This window comes from Halomonas sp. OfavH-34-E, assembly GCF_024124525.1.
In the GTDB taxonomy this organism is placed as follows: domain Bacteria; phylum Pseudomonadota; class Gammaproteobacteria; order Pseudomonadales; family Halomonadaceae; genus Halomonas; species Halomonas litopenaei.
Map to the genome: position 1 here is coordinate 1 of NZ_JAMXRY010000053.1, position 16177 is coordinate 16177.

General features: G+C 62.7%; 11 protein-coding genes. 3 read left to right on the forward strand and 8 right to left on the reverse strand.

Features of this window, described 5'->3' with window-relative positions; translation table 11 throughout:
• Positions 1–752: 752 nt before the first annotated feature.
• Together pssA and ilvC are read right to left on the reverse strand one after the other, a co-directional pair.
• Complete coding sequence (pssA, locus tag NH448_RS18950; RefSeq protein ID WP_045994259.1) at positions 753–1574, reverse strand: CDP-diacylglycerol--serine O-phosphatidyltransferase; 822 nt, start codon at positions 1572–1574, stop codon at positions 753–755.
• A gap of 263 nt (positions 1575–1837) precedes the next feature.
• On the reverse strand, positions 1838–2854 hold the full coding sequence (gene ilvC, locus NH448_RS18955) for a ketol-acid reductoisomerase (protein WP_045994258.1): 1017 nt from the start codon (positions 2852–2854) through the stop codon (positions 1838–1840).
• A gap of 227 nt (positions 2855–3081) precedes the next feature.
• Between ilvC and ilvY the strand changes: the two genes are divergently transcribed.
• Positions 3082–3969: an HTH-type transcriptional activator IlvY gene (ilvY, locus tag NH448_RS18960; protein ID WP_045994257.1), complete on the forward strand. Its 888-nt coding sequence runs from the start codon at positions 3082–3084 to the stop codon at positions 3967–3969.
• Between the two features lie 74 nt (positions 3970–4043).
• Here the strand turns inward: ilvY and ilvN are convergent, their stop codons facing one another.
• Entirely contained in the window at positions 4044–4535 is a 492-nt protein-coding gene (gene ilvN / locus NH448_RS18965; protein ID WP_045994256.1) for an acetolactate synthase small subunit, read from the reverse strand.
• Complete coding sequence (locus NH448_RS18970; RefSeq protein WP_045994255.1) at positions 4535–6259, reverse strand: acetolactate synthase 3 large subunit; 1725 nt, start codon at positions 6257–6259, stop codon at positions 4535–4537. Before NH448_RS18970 ends, ilvN begins: the two co-directional genes overlap by 1 nt.
• Positions 6260–6998: 739 nt before the next feature.
• Here NH448_RS18970 and NH448_RS18975 point away from each other — a divergent pair.
• Positions 6999–8375, forward strand: a complete 1377-nt coding sequence (locus tag NH448_RS18975; protein ID WP_045994254.1) for a sugar porter family MFS transporter — start codon at positions 6999–7001, stop codon at positions 8373–8375.
• A gap of 256 nt (positions 8376–8631) precedes the next feature.
• On the opposite strand, the gene clpB is transcribed toward NH448_RS18975, so the two are convergent.
• From clpB to rluD, 3 genes are all read right to left on the reverse strand, one after another.
• Positions 8632–11214, reverse strand: a complete 2583-nt coding sequence (clpB, locus tag NH448_RS18980; protein WP_045994253.1) for an ATP-dependent chaperone ClpB — start codon at positions 11212–11214, stop codon at positions 8632–8634.
• A 160-nt stretch (positions 11215–11374) separates the two neighbouring features.
• Complete coding sequence (pgeF, locus tag NH448_RS18985; protein ID WP_045994252.1) at positions 11375–12130, reverse strand: peptidoglycan editing factor PgeF; 756 nt, start codon at positions 12128–12130, stop codon at positions 11375–11377.
• On the reverse strand, positions 12127–13086 hold the full coding sequence (rluD, locus tag NH448_RS18990) for a 23S rRNA pseudouridine(1911/1915/1917) synthase RluD (RefSeq protein ID WP_045994251.1): 960 nt from the start codon (positions 13084–13086) through the stop codon (positions 12127–12129). The genes pgeF and rluD overlap by 4 nt, the downstream gene beginning before the upstream one ends.
• 165 nt (positions 13087–13251) lie before the next feature.
• On the opposite strand from rluD, the gene NH448_RS18995 reads away from it, so the two are divergent.
• Positions 13252–14070, forward strand: a complete 819-nt coding sequence (locus NH448_RS18995; RefSeq protein WP_045994250.1) for an outer membrane protein assembly factor BamD — start codon at positions 13252–13254, stop codon at positions 14068–14070.
• A 248-nt stretch (positions 14071–14318) separates the two neighbouring features.
• On the opposite strand, the gene NH448_RS19000 is transcribed toward NH448_RS18995, so the two are convergent.
• A complete protein-coding gene (locus NH448_RS19000) occupies positions 14319–16085 on the reverse strand; it encodes a hypothetical protein (RefSeq protein ID WP_108133538.1) in 1767 nt (588 codons plus the stop codon).
• Between the last annotated feature and the right edge of the window lie 92 nt (positions 16086–16177).

Genomic DNA, 16177 nt, shown 5'->3' on the forward strand with positions numbered 1-16177 from the left:
ACTTGGCTCAAGGTTCAAACGTCTCGTTTGACGAGTCGCTTGCCTTGATATTTCAGTGACAGTGTCACTGACTCATCGGCAAGCGCCCACATGAATTACCTGATCAAATTATTAAAGAGCGTGCTCTCGGCCAATCCGGCCGGAAGAGCGTCTCGCCTTGCTGCGCCGAAACCCGAAAGCTTGTCGCAGCGCCCTGCGAGGAAGGCGTATTCTACAGAATCGAAGCGCTTCGTCAAGGCTTTCTTTTTTCGCCGTGCAAGCGATGCCTGCAGGACCCAAGAGAAAGCGAAGCGAGCCTGACGCGCATTCTGCGATGCCGTCCTGGCGACTCCGATCGAGTGGCGAGCATTCTACCGACTTCTCGCTGCCCGTCAAGTGGAGAATTTTTCGAAGACTTGAAAAAGCCTTTTCAAAACAATCACTTTTACCACCCTTTACCGCCTGTGACGTTTGCTCGTCGCCGGCAGCGGATGCGTACTTTACGGATCGGGGCCGGCCTTGGCAAGCGCTTTTCGTAAAAAAATGCCAGATCATCGAGCAGTGTTGATCCAACAGCGGCACCATCTTGTCCACACCGCTCTATGGAACCCCCTGTGGATGAATGCACAGACTGCCCCAGAAGGCGCTTTCGGCACTCATACAAGAACAGGAACGCCCGCGCTAGGCGGGCGTTCCTGTCGGTCGTCAGTATAACGAAGCGTTGGGCTTGCTGCTCACATCGGCCTCTATTGTTACCGCAAGATGATCCTGGGCTAGGTCTTGAGCTTGCGCATCAGCGCCATCGTCGGACCGGACGCCACATAGGTACCGAACAGCAGCAACAGCATGACCGACGGCTCGATCGAGATCACGACAAATCCCAGCACGATGGCCAGCAGGGCCACAAAGGGCACCGGCCCCTTGAGATCGACATCCTTGAAGCTGTAGTAGCGAATGTTGCTGACCATCAAAATGCCAGCCGCCCCCACCACCAGCAGCATCAACAGCTTGAAGCCAAGAGCGGTGGCGTCGAAGCTGTGGAACGTCCACACACTGGCCGCCACCAGCGCCGCCGCCGACGGGCTGGGCAAGCCGATGAACCACTTCTTGTCGACGCTGCCGATCTGCACGTTGAACCGCGCCAGGCGAAGCGCCGCACAGGCCACGTACAGGAACGCCACCACCCATCCGGTCTTGCCGATGTCCTGCAGGATCCAGGTAAAGGCGACAAGCCCCGGCGCCATGCCAAAGGAGATCATGTCAGCAAGGCTGTCATATTCGGCGCCAAACTCGCTTTGTGTATTGGTCAGCCTGGCTACCCGGCCGTCGAGGCCATCGAGCACCATGGCGATGAAGATGGCCACCGAAGCGGCGGTGAAATCGCCATTGAGGGCGGCGACAACGGCGAAGAATCCCGAAAACAGCGCCGAGGTGGTGAACAGGTTCGGCAACAGGTAGATCCCCCGCCGTCGCACCTTCTTGCCGTCCTCGACCGCTTCTTCCACGACTTCGGATTCCCGCATGAAGGCGCTGGCCAGATCTTCATCCTGGGGCTCTCGTGGTTCCTGCTCACGCTTGCCTGCGTCTTCGCTCATCTCTGTCATCCATTGGCTTCGAGTATGGGATCATTCTACACGACCGGCCGGCCGTTACCGCCAACCTCGCGGCAGCCGTCCTCTACCTCCAGCCTCGGGCACCTGCGGGCCAAACGCAAGGCACAGCGCAGGATTCATGCGGCAGCACCATGACCACTCAGTCGTTCACCCATGACGCAACGGGGGAGGAGCACTGAGTGTGCTCCTCCCCCGTTTCTGTCCCCATCGGCGGGCAAGCCCGACGATGGGTTACCAGGAACCCATCAGTTCTTGGATTTGTCGACAAGCTGGTTGGCGGCGATCCAGGGCATCATGCCACGGAGCTTCTCACCGACCTGCTCGATCTCGTGCTCGGCGTTCAGGCGACGACGTGCGGTCATCGAGGGGTAGTTGCTGTTGCCCTCGTTGATGAACATCTTGGCGTACTCGCCGGTCTGGATACGCTTGAGGGCGTTTCGCATGGCGGCACGCGACTCGTCGTTGATGACCTCAGGGCCGGTCACGTACTCGCCATACTCCGCATTGTTGGAGATGGAGTAGTTCATGTTGGCGATGCCGCCTTCGTACATAAGGTCAACGATCAGCTTGAGCTCGTGGAGACACTCGAAGTAGGCCATTTCAGGGGCGTAGCCCGCTTCTGTCAGGGTCTCGAAGCCGGCCTTGACCAGTTCGACAGCGCCACCACACAGGACAGCCTGCTCACCGAACAGGTCGGTTTCGGTCTCGTCCTTGAAGGTGGTCTCGATGATGCCGCTGCGGCCACCACCGATGGCGGCGGCGTAGGACAGGCAGAGTTCCTTGGCCTGGCCGGTGGCATCCTGGTGGATGGCGATCAGGTCAGGAATACCGCCGCCACGGGCGAATTCGGAGCGCACAGTGTGGCCCGGCGCCTTGGGGGCGATCATCACCACGTCCAGATCCTTGCGCGGCTCGATCTGGTTGTAGTGGATGTTGAAGCCGTGGGCGAAGGCCAGGGTAGCGCCTTCCTTGAGGTTCGGCTCGATTTCCTGCTCGTAGATGGCCTTCTGGTTCTCGTCCGGCGCCAGCACCATGACGACGTCGGCGGACTGGCAAGCCTCGGCCACAGAGGCCACCTTCAGGCCGGCGGCCTCCGCCTTGGCGGCGGAAGAAGAACCCGGGCGAAGCGCGACGGTGACGCTGACACCGGATTCCTTCAGGTTGTTGGCGTGGGCGTGGCCCTGGGAGCCGTAGCCGACGATGGTGACCTGCTTGTTCTGGATCAGCTGAAGATCGCAGTCCTTGTCGTAATAAACGCGCATCTGGTGCTCCTGAAAACGAGTGCCTGCTCGGCGATAGAAGAGATCTTGTCTGTGTCGTGTTGCGTTCAGCGTTGATGGCCACCCGCGCCGTCTTGTGCGGCGCTGGGCAGACGAGGGGGCTCGCCCTCCGTCGATGCATCCCACCTTACGCCAGCGCCCGTGTTGCGTAAAACGCTATATTTGCAATACTACGTGCCAAAATATGCAATTACAGGTCAGGACTCCCCATGGACTTCCGCCCCCTGAAGCACTTTCTGATGCTGGCCGATTCATTGCACTTCGGCCGTGCCAGCGAGGCCTGCCACGTGAGCCCATCGACTCTGAGCCGCTCCATTCGCCAACTGGAACAACAGCTCGGCGTTGTGCTGTTCAACCGTGACAATCGCCACGTGGTGCTGACCCCCCAGGGAAAGCGCTTCCAGCGCTATGCCAAGGAAGCCCTGGAAGAGTGGGAACAGGTCCGCCTGTCGTTGCAGAGCGAGGCCAAGCGCCTCAGTGGTGAAATCAGCATCTACTGCTCGGTGACCGCGAGCTACAGCTTTCTCTACAGCCTGCTGGCCGACTTCCGCCAGCGCTATCCCGCCATCGAGCTCAAGCTGCACACCGGCGACCCAGCCCGAGCCATCCAGCGAGTGCTGGCCGGCGACGAAGACATGGCCATTACCTCACGCCCGCGCCGCCTGCCCGATGGTCTCGCCTTCAAGTCGCTGACCCGCTCGGCACTGGTGTTCATCGCCCCACAAGAGCAACGACCGTGGGTTCCGCAGCAACCGATGAGCCCGAGCCAGACACAGTGGCAAGGGGTGCCAATGATCCTGTCGGAGGCTGGGCTATCGCGGGAACTGGCCGACACCTGGTTCAAGGCGCTGGGCGTGACGCCGACCATCTACGCCCAGGTAGCCGGCCACGAAGCCATCGTCAGTATGGTCGGACTCGGCTTCGGCATCGGTGTGGTGCCACGCATCGTGCTGGAGGCGAGCCCGCTGGCCGAACGCGTGAGAATACTCCCGGTCAAGCCGGAACTGCCGCACTACGACGTGGGCCTCTGTGTGCTGGAGCGGCGCCTGAAGAGCCCGTTGATCGACGCCCTGTGGCAGGAAGTCGTGGAGCGTTGAGGCCGGGCACGAAAACGCCGCCCCGAGAGGCGGCGTAACAGGTTCACCGGCTGCCCACCAGGGCCAGCGGCTTGCTAGAGGCTCAGCACCTTGTCACCACGGGCGATACCCGAGACGCCGGTGCGCGCTACTTCGAGAATGCCCACGGGGCCCATCGCCTGCAGGAAGGCGTCGAGCTTCTCGGCATCGCCAGTGATCTGCACGGTGTACAGACTCGGGGTGACGTCGACGATCTGGGCACGGAAGATGTCTACCGTGCGCTTGACCTCATCGCGGGCAGCGCCCAGCGCCTTGACCTTCACCAGCATCAACTCACGCTCGATATGGTTGCCTTCGGTGAGATCCACCAGCTTGACCACGTCGATCAGCTTGTTGAGGTGCTTGGTGATCTGCTCGATCACCCGGTCGTCCCCGACGGTGGTCACGGTCAGACGCGACAGGGTCGGGTCATCGGTGGGCGCCACGTTGAGGGTTTCGATGTTGAAGTTGCGCTGGGAGAACAGCCCCACGACCCGCGACAGCGCACCCGGTTCGTTTTCCATCAGAATCGAGATGATATGTCGCATCAGGTCCGCTCCGTCTTGGAAAGCAGCATGTCACGCATGGAGCCCAGAGGCACCTGCATCGGATAGACGTGCTCGTGCGGGTCCACCGCGACGTCGAGGAACACCAGCTCATGGGTGTCAGCGAAGGTACGCGCCAGCGCCTCTTCCAGATCCTCTTTCTTCTCGACCCTGAGCGCGGTGAAACCGTAGGCCTCGATCAGCATCTGGAAGTCCGGCAGCGACTCCATGTAGGAGTGAGCATGGCGGGACTTGTAGTTGAGGTCCTGCCACTGGCGCACCATGCCCAGCGAGCCGTTGTTGAGATTGATGATCTTGACCCCACCACCGAACTGCTTACAGGTGGAGAGTTCCTGCATCATCATCTGGAAGCTGCCTTCGCCGGTCACGCAGACGACCTCCTCATCGGGGAAGTTCTGCTTGACGCCCATGGCCGCGGGAAAACCGAAGCCCATGGTGCCGAGTCCACCGGAGGTGATCAGCCGGTTAGGCTTGTCGAACTTGTAGTACTGGGCTGCGAACATCTGGTGCTGACCCACGTCGGTGGTGACGTACGCCTCGCCACGAGTCACCCGGCAGATGGCCTCGATCACCTCCTGCGGCTTGAGCACCTCGCCGGGCCTGGACGGCTCGTAGAGCTTGCCCTTGCGCTCGTCGCGCCACTCATCGATGGTCTTCCACCAGTCCTTGAGCGCGTCGGGATTGGCGATCTCATGGCCCTGCACCAGGCTGATCATTTCGTTGATCACGCTGGCCGCAGGTCCAACGATGGGCACGTCTGCGCGCACCGTCTTGGACACCGAGCTGGGGTCGATATCCACGTGGATGATCTTGGCCGTGGGGCAGAACTTCGAGGTATTGTTGGTCACACGATCGTCGAAACGCGCGCCGATGGCGATCACCAGGTCGGCGTGATGCATCGCCATGTTGGACTCATAGGAGCCGTGCATGCCGAGCCAGCCCAGGCACTGATCGTCGCTCTGGGGGTAAGCCCCGATGCCCATCAAGGTGGTGGTGATCGGAAAACCGAGCTGCTTGACCAGATCGGTCAGACCCTCGCAAGCACGCCCCTGGACCACGCCACCACCGGTGTAGAACACCGGACGACGGGCCTTGAGCATCAGCTCGACGGCCTTCTTGATCTGTCCGGTATGGCCGCGACTGACCGGGTTGTACGAGCGGATCTTGACCTTCTTCGGATAGACGTACTCGTAGCGCTCGGTGGGCGCCGTCATGTCCTTGGGTATATCCACCAGCACCGGACCGGGTCGCCCGGTGGCGGCGAGGTAGAAGGCCTTCTTGAGCACCTCGGGAATCTCGCTCGGGTGCTTGATCGAGAAGCTGTGCTTCACGATTGGCCGGGTGACACCGACGATATCGGTCTCCTGGAAGGCATCGTCACCGATCAGATGGCTCATCACCTGACCACAGAGCACGACCATCGGGATCGAGTCCATATAGGCAGTGGCGATGCCGGTCACCGCATTGGTGGCCCCCGGACCCGAGGTGACCAGTACCACCCCGGGCTTGCCGGATGCCCGGGCATAGCCGTCGGCGGCGTGGGTCGCGGCCTGCTCGTGGCGAACCAGGATGTGCTTGACCTTGTCCTGACGGAACAAGGCATCGTAGATGTGTAGTGCGGCGCCGCCCGGATAGCCGTAGATGTATTCCACGCCCTCATCCTGGAGGAAGCGGGCGATCATGTCCGCGCCTGAAAGCAATTCCACAGATGTATCTCCCCTGGAGGTCTCGAGTGCGATTCGCACCTGTCGTGGGTACGAAGTCGAGTGCAGCGGTATGCTGCTGCCGGCGCACCGGCACCTGATGCCAAACCCTGGCGTCCGTCGGCCCGGTTGGGGCCTGCACTCTCATCACGGCGGGTCACCGCGTCGGGGCGTTGGCCAGGCGGGGCGGTTAACCCGAACCTGGTAGTCCTTCGGCGGGTAGAGGCCCATTGGCCTACCCTTCACGCGGCGTTGGGGGTCACCCATCGTGCCGCGCCCGCAGTCAGGAACCCTCAAGATTCCAATAGCGCTCTGTGACTGTCAACCGCCGTTCCCATCGCGCTCGGTCAGAGCACTCTGAAAGGCCTCTTTTCGCGGGTGCAGCAAGACCAATGTCTAACGCCGTTTTCTCGAAATCTGGCCATGACGCTGCTGTAATGACGCCAGGTGACACGATTCACTTACTTTACCAGACACCGATGGAGAGGGTGCGGCGGAAAGTCGCCACGACAGCCGGAGCATGACGGCAGGAGAGTTTCTCTCTGCCCCGCCCCGGGACTGACCGGCACCGCTGAGGATCAGCGGACGACTCGCCGAGCTTTCGAATCGGGGCGCTGACACTTGCCATCTGGATCGCTGACGCCTCGAGAGAGAATCGATTCATCCAAGGATTTCTCTAGACAACCACAAGGTCTTTTCGACAACCACAACAACGCCCCCCTTTCACAGGAGGTAGCACTACATGTCTCGCATCATGCAATGGTCCATCACCGTGGCGCTGGCAGGATTCCTGTTCGGCTTCGACACCGCGGTCATCTCCGGGGCCGACAAGCCCATCCAGGCGCTGTGGGGTCTCAGCGACCTGCAGCATGGCCTGCTGATCATGTCCATGGCCCTTTGGGGCACCGTGATCGGTGCCATCTTCGGCAACTGGCCCACCGATGCGCTGGGAAGGCGCGCCACCCTGCTGATGATCGGTGTGCTGTACCTGGTCTCCGCGGTGGGCTCGGCGGTGGTGTCCGACCCCTGGCTGTTCGCCTTCTTCCGCCTGATCGGCGGCATCGGCGTCGGCATCTCCTCGGTGGCGGCCCCCACCTATATCTCCGAGATCGCCCCGCCGCGCCATCGCGGCTTTCTGGTCGCCATGTACCAGTTCAATATCGTCTTCGGCATCCTCATGGCATTCGTCTCCAACTATGTGATCGGCAGCCTGATGAGCGACGACGCCTGGCGCTGGATGCTGGGTATCGAGGCCATCCCTGCACTGATCTACACCCTGATGATCACCCGTGTCCCGCGCAGTCCGCGCTGGCTCATCCTCAAGAAGAACGCTATCGAGGAAGCAGGCCAGGTACTTCGCCAGATCAACCCTGATGCCGATGTCGACGCCGAGATCAACGCCATTCGCGCCGCCGAAACCGACGAAGCGTCCGCCAAGGCCCCCTTCTTCTCGCGTCGCTATCGTCTGCCGATTCTGCTGGCCTTCCTGATAGCCTTCTTCAACCAGCTCTCGGGCATCAACTTCATCATCTACTATGCCCCCCGGGTGCTCGAAGCCGCCGAACTCGGTAGCCAGGCAGCGCTTCTGTCCACCGCCGGCATTGGTCTGGTCAACCTGGTCTTCACCATGATCGGGATGTCGCTGATCGACCGCTTCGGCCGCCGTACCCTGCTGTTCATCGGCTCGGCCGGCTATCTAGTGTCGCTGGTGCTGATCTCTCGCGCCTTCTTCGCCGACGCCCTGGGCGGACTCGAAGTCCCGCTGCTGCTGGGACTGTTCATCGCTGCCCATGCCATCAGTCAGGGTGCGGTCATCTGGGTGTTCATCTCCGAGGTCTTCCCCAACCACGTGCGTGCCCGCGGCCAATCCTTCGGTGCCTCGATCCACTGGGTCTTCGCTGCGCTGATCACCCTGGTCATGCCCTGGGTGCTGGGCACCTTCAGCGGCGGGCCGGTGTTCGCCTTCTTCGCGGTAATGATGCTGCTGCAACTGGTGTTCGTGATATTCCTGATGCCAGAGACCAAGAACGTCAGTCTCGAGGAACTGCAAAAGCACCTGGTGGGCGACAACGTACGCCTGCGACGCGTGCACCTGTCCGGCGCCCGGGCGACGCGCTAGGGCTTGGCAAGAATAAGCCCGCGCTCGTTGCCCTTTCGGGCAGAACCCAAGCCTTGATGAACGCCACGAAAAAGCCCGCCGGGTGGGGAACCGGGCGGGCAAGGGGGTCACAGGACGCAACCTGACCTTCAGTATAGCGACCGATTAACCATTTGCTTGAGAATGGGTATTCGAATTACCCATCATGCACGAATGCCAGCCGAAGGCATCAGGCCCCTCCTCGATGAAGGGGCCTTCTTGCGTGATCGACCCGTGGTCAGCGGTCGAAACGTAACTGACCATCGTCGGCGACCACGCGGATCACGTCGCCAGCGCTGAACTTGCCGGCCAGCAGGTCCTGTGCCAGCGGGTTCTCGATCCGGCTCTGCAGGGCGCGCTTGAGCGGACGAGCACCATAGACCGGGTCGAAGCCGACCACCGCCAACAGCGCCAACGCCTCGTCGGAGACCGTGAGCCCGAGATCGTGTTCTGCCAGCCGCGTGCGCAGACGTTCAAGCTGGATGCCGGCGATCGCCTGGATCTGATCCTGACCGAGGGCGTGGAACACCACCACTTCATCGATGCGGTTGATCAACTCAGGACGGAAGTGGCTTCCGACCACCTCCATCACCGTCTGGCGCATGCTGTCGTAGTCGGCGTCGTCACCACCGAACTGCTGGATGATGTCGGACGCCAGGTTGGAGGTCATCACGATGACGGTGTTGCGGAAATCCACCGTGCGCCCCTGGCCGTCGGTCAGGCGACCATCCTCCAGCACCTGCAACAGGATGTTGAAGACGTCCGGGTGGGCCTTCTCCACCTCGTCGAGCAGCAGCACCGAATAGGGTTTGCGGCGCACCGCTTCGGTCAGGTAGCCGCCTTCTTCATAGCCGACATAGCCGGGAGGCGCGCCGATCAACCGCGCCACCGAGTGCTTCTCCATGAACTCGGACATGTCGATGCGCACCATGGCTTCCTCGGTGTCGAACAGGAAGTTGGCCAGCGACTTGCACAGTTCGGTCTTGCCCACCCCGGTCGGGCCGAGAAACAGGAAGGAGCCGTTGGGCCGGTTGGGGTCGGCCAAGCCCGCGCGGGAGCGCCGCACCGCGTTGGCCACGGCGGTGACCGCCTCGTCCTGACCGATGACCCGCTCGTGCAGGGCCTCCTCCATGCGCAGGAGCTTGTCGCGCTCGCCCTCGAGCATCTTGGCCACCGGAATACCGGTCCAGCGTGACACCACCTCGGCGATTTCCTCCTCGGTGACGTTGGAGCGCAAAAGCTTGTGGTGACGAGTGTCCGCCTCGGCATCGCCGCTCTCGGCAATCTTCTTCTCGAGCTCCGGAATCACCCCGTACTGCAGTTCCGACATCCGCCCCAGGTCGCCCTGGCGGCGAGCCTGCTCCAGGTCGACCCGCGCCCGGTCTAACTCGTCCTTGAACTGGGCCGCGCCCTGGATGCTGGCCTTCTCGGCCTTCCAGATCTCGTCCAGGTCGGCGTACTCGCGCTCCAGCTCGCCGATCTGTTCCTCAAGGGTATCGAGGCGCTTGCGCGAGGCCTCGTCGGTTTCCTTCTTGAGGTGCTCGCGCTCCATCTTCAACTGGATCAGGCGACGATCCAGACGGTCCATTTCCTCCGGCTTGGAGTCGAGCTCCATGCGAATGCGCGACGACGCCTCGTCGATCAGGTCGATGGCCTTGTCCGGCAGCTGACGATCGGTGATGTAGCGCGTCGACAGCTTGGCCGCGGCGATGATCGCGCCGTCGGTAATGTCGACGCCGTGGTGCACCTCGTAGCGCTCCTTGAGGCCACGCAGGATCGCCACCGTGTCTTCCTCGCTGGGCTCGTCCACCTGCACCTTCTGGAAACGCCGCTCCAGCGCCGCATCCTTCTCGATGTACTTGCGGTACTCGTCCAGGGTGGTGGCACCGACACAGTGCAGCTCACCCCGGGCCAGCGCCGGCTTGAGCATGTTGCCGGCGTCCATGGCGCCCTCGGCCTTGCCCGCACCGACCATGGTGTGCAATTCGTCGATGAACAGGATGACCCGCCCTTCTTCCTGGGACAGCTCGTTGAGCACCGCCTTCAGGCGCTCCTCGAATTCGCCGCGAAACTTGGCCCCGGCCAGCAGCGAGCCCATGTCCAGCGACAGCACGCGCTTGTCCTTGAGCCCCTCGGGCACCTCACCGTTGATGATGCGGCTGGCCAGCCCCTCGACAATGGCGGTCTTGCCGACGCCAGGCTCGCCGATCAGCACCGGGTTGTTCTTGGTGCGCCGCTGCAGCACCTGGATGGTGCGACGGATCTCGTCGTCACGCCCGATCACCGGATCCAGCTTGCCGTCGGCGGCCCGCTGGGTCAGATCCAGGGTGTACTTCTCCAGCGCCTCGCGGCTGTCCTCGGCGTTGGCGTCATCCACCTTCTGGCCACCGCGCACGCTATCGATGGCGCCCTCCAGCGACTTGCGCGCAAGGCCAGCCTGGGTCAACGCCTTAGCCACGGCATGCTTCATGGCGATTGCCGCCAGCAGTACCAGTTCACTGGCGATGTATTGATCGCCACGCTTCTGGGCCTCGGCATCGGTGAGGTTGAACAGCTTGATCAGATCCCGGGACGGCTGCACTTCGCCGTCGAACTGGGCGACCTGGGGCAGATCGTCGATCTGGCCCGCCAGGGCGTCACGCAGCCGACCGGCGTCGCCCCCCGCCTTCTGTACCAGCGCCTTGACGCCGGTGTCGCGGTTGTCGAGCAGCGCCAGCAGCAGGTGCGCAGGTTCCATCTGATTGTGCCCACGCCCCACGGCGAGGGACTGGGCGTCGGCGATAGCCTGCTGCAGCTTGGCGGTAAACTTGTCAAAACGCATCGATATCTCCTTTCGGGATGGCGATGCGTTCGGACGCACCGCTTGACCCTGTCAATGTGACTTGACAGAGATATGGCGGTGCTTTAGGGACGTTTCAAGTCTAGTGAAGCAGTTTCACGTCTAGAGGGGAGTCTCGGGAAAAGTGCGACGTCGGTCCGTTCTATCGCAGCCAGATCACGCTGGCCATGCGCCCGGTGACGCCGTCGTCACGACGATGGGAATAGAAGCGTGATTCACAGGCGGTGCAGAAGTGGCCGCCGCTGACGTGGGAGACGCCAAGACGTTCAAGCCGCAGACGCGCCAGCTTGTAAAGGTCCGCCATATAGTGCCCCAGGCGATAGGGGCTCGGTTCAAAGGCGCTGGCCGCCTCGGGGTGCACGCCGCAGAAGGCCTCACGCACCTCGGGTCCGACCTCGAACTGAGCGTTGGAGATCGCCGGCCCCAACCAGGCCATCAGTTCCCCAGGCGCAGTGCCCAGGGAGGCCACGGTAGCCTCCAGCACGCCACCGGCCAGGCTGCGCCAGCCAGCGTGGGCCAGCGCCACGCGCTCCCCGCCACGGTCACAGAAGAACACTGGCAGACAGTCCGCCGTCAGTATCACGCAGGCGTAGTCACGGGTGGTCGCCACCGAGGCATCGGCCTTGGGTATGGTGTCACTGAAGCCATGCTGGACGCTGGCGCCGTGGACCTGATCGAGCCACAGCAGCGGACGCTCATCGCCCAGTTCCTTGCTCAACTGGCGCCGACAAAGCTCCACATGTTCCGGCTTGTCGCCGACGTGACTCGCCGGGTTGAAGGCGGCGTAGGGTCCCTGGCTGGGGCCGGTCTCGCGGGTGGTGACGAAGGCACCGACATTGGCCGGAGCAGGCCAGTCGGGCACGATCACGCTGGGGCGAAGGTCGAGGGCATCGATCATTGCATGGTCTCCGCATCGTCACGCAGGAAGTCCAGCAGCATCAGCAGGTCATCCGGCAGCGGCGCCTGGAAGCTGACCTCCTCACCACGACTCGGGTGGACGAAGGCCAGTCGACGCGCGTGCAGCGCCTGGCGCGGAAACTCGCGCAGGATTTCCTTGAGCGTCTGCCCCGCTCCGGGCGGCAGCTTGAGTCGCCCACCGTAAACCGGGTCGCCGATCAACGGAAAGCGTCGGTGCGCCATGTGCACGCGAATCTGGTGAGTACGGCCGGTCTCCAGCTTGCAGCGGACGTGGGTATGGGCACGAAAGCGCTCCACCACCCGATAGTGGGTCACCGCCGACTTGCCCGAGGCGGTAACCGCCTGGCGCTTGCGGTCCTTGGGATGCCGGCCGATCGGCGCATCCACGGTGCCGCCAGAGGTCATCTTGCCCACCACGATGGCGTCATACTCCCGCGACACGCTACGCGCCTGCAGCTGCGCCACCAGGTCAGCGTGGGCGGCCAGGGTCTTGGCCACCACCATCAGCCCGCTGGTGTCCTTGTCGAGGCGATGCACGATACCGGCACGAGGCAAGGTGGCGGCGTCGGGAAAGTGGTGCAGCAAGGCATTGAGCAGGGTCCCGTCGGGGTTGCCCGCAGCGGGGTGAACCACCAGCCCCGGCGGCTTGTTGACCACCAGTACCTGGTCGTCCTCGAACACCACCTCAAGCGGAATATCCTGCGCCTCGAAGCGAGTGTCATCCTCGATGAGGGCCTTGAGCACCAGCCTTTCACCACCGTGGACCTTGTCCTTGGGCTTGGCCGCAGCCCCATCCAGGGTCAGGGAACCGTCCTTGATCCAACCCTTCAACCGCTCCCGGGAATAGTCGGCAAACAATTCCGCTGCGGCCTGGTCCAGGCGATAGCCTGCCATGTCGAGGGGAATGCGACTGTGGACGTCGAGGGTCTGTGACATGGTTCGGAACACTTCTCTGTGGGGATCGAAGATTGATGGCAACTCGCGCACAAAACACGTGGCCCGCAGCAGGAAGACTGCGTTTCCAGGCAAGGTGCTTTATAGTGGGCGGATCGCGGCCGATTCTACCACGGCCGACCCGGGTTGTTTGACACGAGGACCAAGATGCGCGTTTTCACTACTTCCGCCGCTCGCCTGGGCGCCCTGGTGTTGATGGGCGCGGTACTCGGCGGCTGCGCCAGCAACGACGTCGAGGAAGAGCGCTACGACGGCGCCACCGAACGCCAGCTCTACCAGGAAGGTCGCCAGGCCCTGGAGAACGGCAGCTTCACCACGGCCATGAACCGCCTGGAAGCCATCGACACCCGCTTCCCCTTCGGCGACTACGCCGAACAGGCCCAGCTCGAACTCATCTATACCTACTACGAGATGGATGACTGGGAAGCCGCCCGGGCCGCCGCCAGCCGCTTCATTCGCCTGCACCCCAACCATGCGCAGGTCGACTACGCCTACTACATGCGCGGGCTGGCCGCCTGGCAGGCCGGTCGTTTCAGCCTGGAGTCGCTCAAGGTCATCGATATCTCGGAGCGGGACCTCGGCGCTACCCGAGACGCCTACACCGACTTTACCGACCTGATCACCCGCTATCCGGACAGTCCGTACGCCCCGGACGCGCAACAGCGCATCATCTACCTGCGCAACCTGCTGGCCCAGCAAGAGCTGCATGTGGCCGACTTCTACCTGCGCAAGAAGGCCTACATGGCCGCCGTGCAGCGGGGTCGCTGGGTGTTGGAGAACTACCCCCAGGCCGAGGCTACCCGCGACGCCCTGGCGGTGATGGTCGAAGGCTACCTCGGCATGGGCCTGCGTGATCGCGCCAGCGAGACGCTGCAGGTGCTGATCGAGAACGACCCGGACAACGAGCGCCTCAACGGTCGTCGCTTCGAACCCAAGTACGTCGACGGCGCCCCACTGAGCGCCTGAACGACCGCAAGGCAGGCGGTGCCGTGAGGTTGCCGGCAGGCCTATGAAAGGAGAAGGGGCTGCCCATGGGCGGCCCCTTCTTGTTGCAGCGCTTGCTGTCATTCGCTCTGCGCTTCGCTTCTTTTATCTTCGTTCAGCTCCCATCTTGACGCTCCAGGGCTGCGATCCACCGTCCTTCCGCCGTCGCTGGCCTGTGGCTGCCCTTGGCGTCCACCGCAGGCCAGGCTCCGGCTATTTTCTGCTTCTACTCAACCTGTCGATGCCTGGGACGGTGTGCCCTCGGGCTCCCGACGCTTGAACTGCTTGGAGCGCTGCAGGCCCCAGTAGGCGAAGACGAAGTAGATAACCGTGCACCAGATGGTAATGTCGTAGAACAGTTCACGATTGACGTAGTACTGATACAGGTCGGGGCTCTCAAACATCACCCGCCAGGCCAGCACCGCTGGCACACCCAGTCCAACGATCCCCCACATCACCTTGATGCCCTTGGAAAGCAGTGTCTTGTCCTCCACGCCCTCGCGGTACTTTTCCGCCGCCTTGCGCCGGTGATGTTCGACCACCCGCTCGTTGAACTCCTGCTGGGCCTTTTCCTTCTCTGGATAGGCCTCACAGGCACCGGCCCTTCGCGCCAGCACCACGTAGACCAGGATCGACACGAACCAGGTCGGCAGGAACAGGTAGTAGAACGGCATCACGTCGAGGACATTGAGCCCAAAACCGAAGATCAGCGAGATACCCCAGCTGGCGATCGCCGGACGGTTGTCGGCAAGACCCTTGAAGTTGGCCCAGTAGCGGGTCATGCCGAGCCGCGGGAACAGCTGGTACTCGGCAAAGGCGATGCCGCCCACCGGCACCAGGATCAGGCCGGCGTAAGTCAGCAGCGGCAACATGCTACGGTAGACGAAGGGGAAACAGCTCGCTCCCATCACCCCGAGCCCCACCAGCATGGTCACCTTCCAGCGCTTGACCTCGGGCATCAGCGCCTGGGCGGCCAGACCGGCGCGGTACAGGTTGGAATTCGCCGTGGTCCAGCCGGCCACGATCACGATCACGAAGCCGGACATTCCCAACGCGTAGAACGCCACATCGCCGGGGTCGACCACCAGGATACTGAGCTTCATGGTGGCGGCGGTGGCCGCCCCCATCAGGCCCGCCGAGATCCAGGCAACGTAGTGGCCGAACATCATGCCGGTACTGGTGGCCAGGGCGTAGCGCTTCTTGCGGGCATAGCGCAGAAGCGCCATGTCGATCAGTCCGAAGTGGGCGAAGGTATTGGCGGCCCAGGCGAAGCCGATAACCTCCCACAGCCCGATCCCCGGTTCGCCATCAGCGTTGATGCCGGTAAATACGCTGGCACTGGCGATGGCGACGAAATCCGAAAAACTCGTCAAGGTGGTAAAACCGGTCACCGACTCCGACAGCGCCGGTATCAATACCATGCCGCCGGCGGTGAACATCACCATCAGCCAGGGTGCACAGATGCTGGCGAACTCGCTCAGGGCGTTGAAGCCGAAGGCCGCGACCAGCACCACGATGGCCCCTACGGCAAAGGCGATGATGACGAAGGCCATGTCGGTGGGATAGGGCGCCACCTGAGGTGGCACATCGAAAAGCACCCGCACCGCGGTGGCAGAGACCGTGATCATGGCCGCCGAGATGGCAGCAAAGATCACCACATTGGCGCCGTTGTAGAGCTTCGCCATGACGTTGCCGGCGATGCGTTCCAGGTAGGCGAAAAGACTGAGCCGGGTGCCGACGGCGATCGGTGCGGTGATCAGGGTGAAACTCAGTATCGCCAGGGTGTTGCCGATGACCAGACCGATCAGAATGTCCCAGATGCCGGCACCGAGGCCGACGAAGGTGGCACCGATCACGAACTCGGTCGCGGCCACGTGTTCTGCGGCATACAGTCCGAGAAAGTGCTTGGCACCGTGCTGCTTGTGGGGCGGAACCGGCAGCTGTTCATCGTCGACGCTGTCTAGAGATTGCTGCGGGTCAAATCCGGATGTCGCCATGGGCGCCTCCTTGTGTGTCACTCATCTCGCTTGCGGGTGAACGTCGCACCTGCGGGCTCACCCGTTCCGCCGGCTTCCTTCGAGGAGCCGAT

Bases quoted from the DNA above. Each gene is read 5' to 3' on its own strand.
- pgeF (WP_045994252.1), bottom strand. From the start codon at position 12,130: ATGATCGATGCCCTCGACCTTCGCCCCAGCGTGATCGTGCCCGACTGG.
- NH448_RS18975 (WP_045994254.1), top strand. From the start codon at position 6,999: ATGTCTCGCATCATGCAATGGTCCATCACCGTGGCGCTGGCAGGATTC.
- NH448_RS19000 (WP_108133538.1), bottom strand. From the start codon at position 16,085: ATGGCGACATCCGGATTTGACCCGCAGCAATCTCTAGACAGCGTCGAC.
- NH448_RS18995 (WP_045994250.1), top strand. From the start codon at position 13,252: ATGCGCGTTTTCACTACTTCCGCCGCTCGCCTGGGCGCCCTGGTGTTG.
- ilvN (WP_045994256.1), bottom strand. From the start codon at position 4,535: ATGCGACATATCATCTCGATTCTGATGGAAAACGAACCGGGTGCGCTG.
- clpB (WP_045994253.1), bottom strand. From the start codon at position 11,214: ATGCGTTTTGACAAGTTTACCGCCAAGCTGCAGCAGGCTATCGCCGAC.
- rluD (WP_045994251.1), bottom strand. From the start codon at position 13,086: ATGTCACAGACCCTCGACGTCCACAGTCGCATTCCCCTCGACATGGCA.
- ilvY (WP_045994257.1), top strand. From the start codon at position 3,082: ATGGACTTCCGCCCCCTGAAGCACTTTCTGATGCTGGCCGATTCATTG.
- pssA (WP_045994259.1), bottom strand. From the start codon at position 1,574: ATGAGCGAAGACGCAGGCAAGCGTGAGCAGGAACCACGAGAGCCCCAG.
- ilvC (WP_045994258.1), bottom strand. From the start codon at position 2,854: ATGCGCGTTTATTACGACAAGGACTGCGATCTTCAGCTGATCCAGAAC.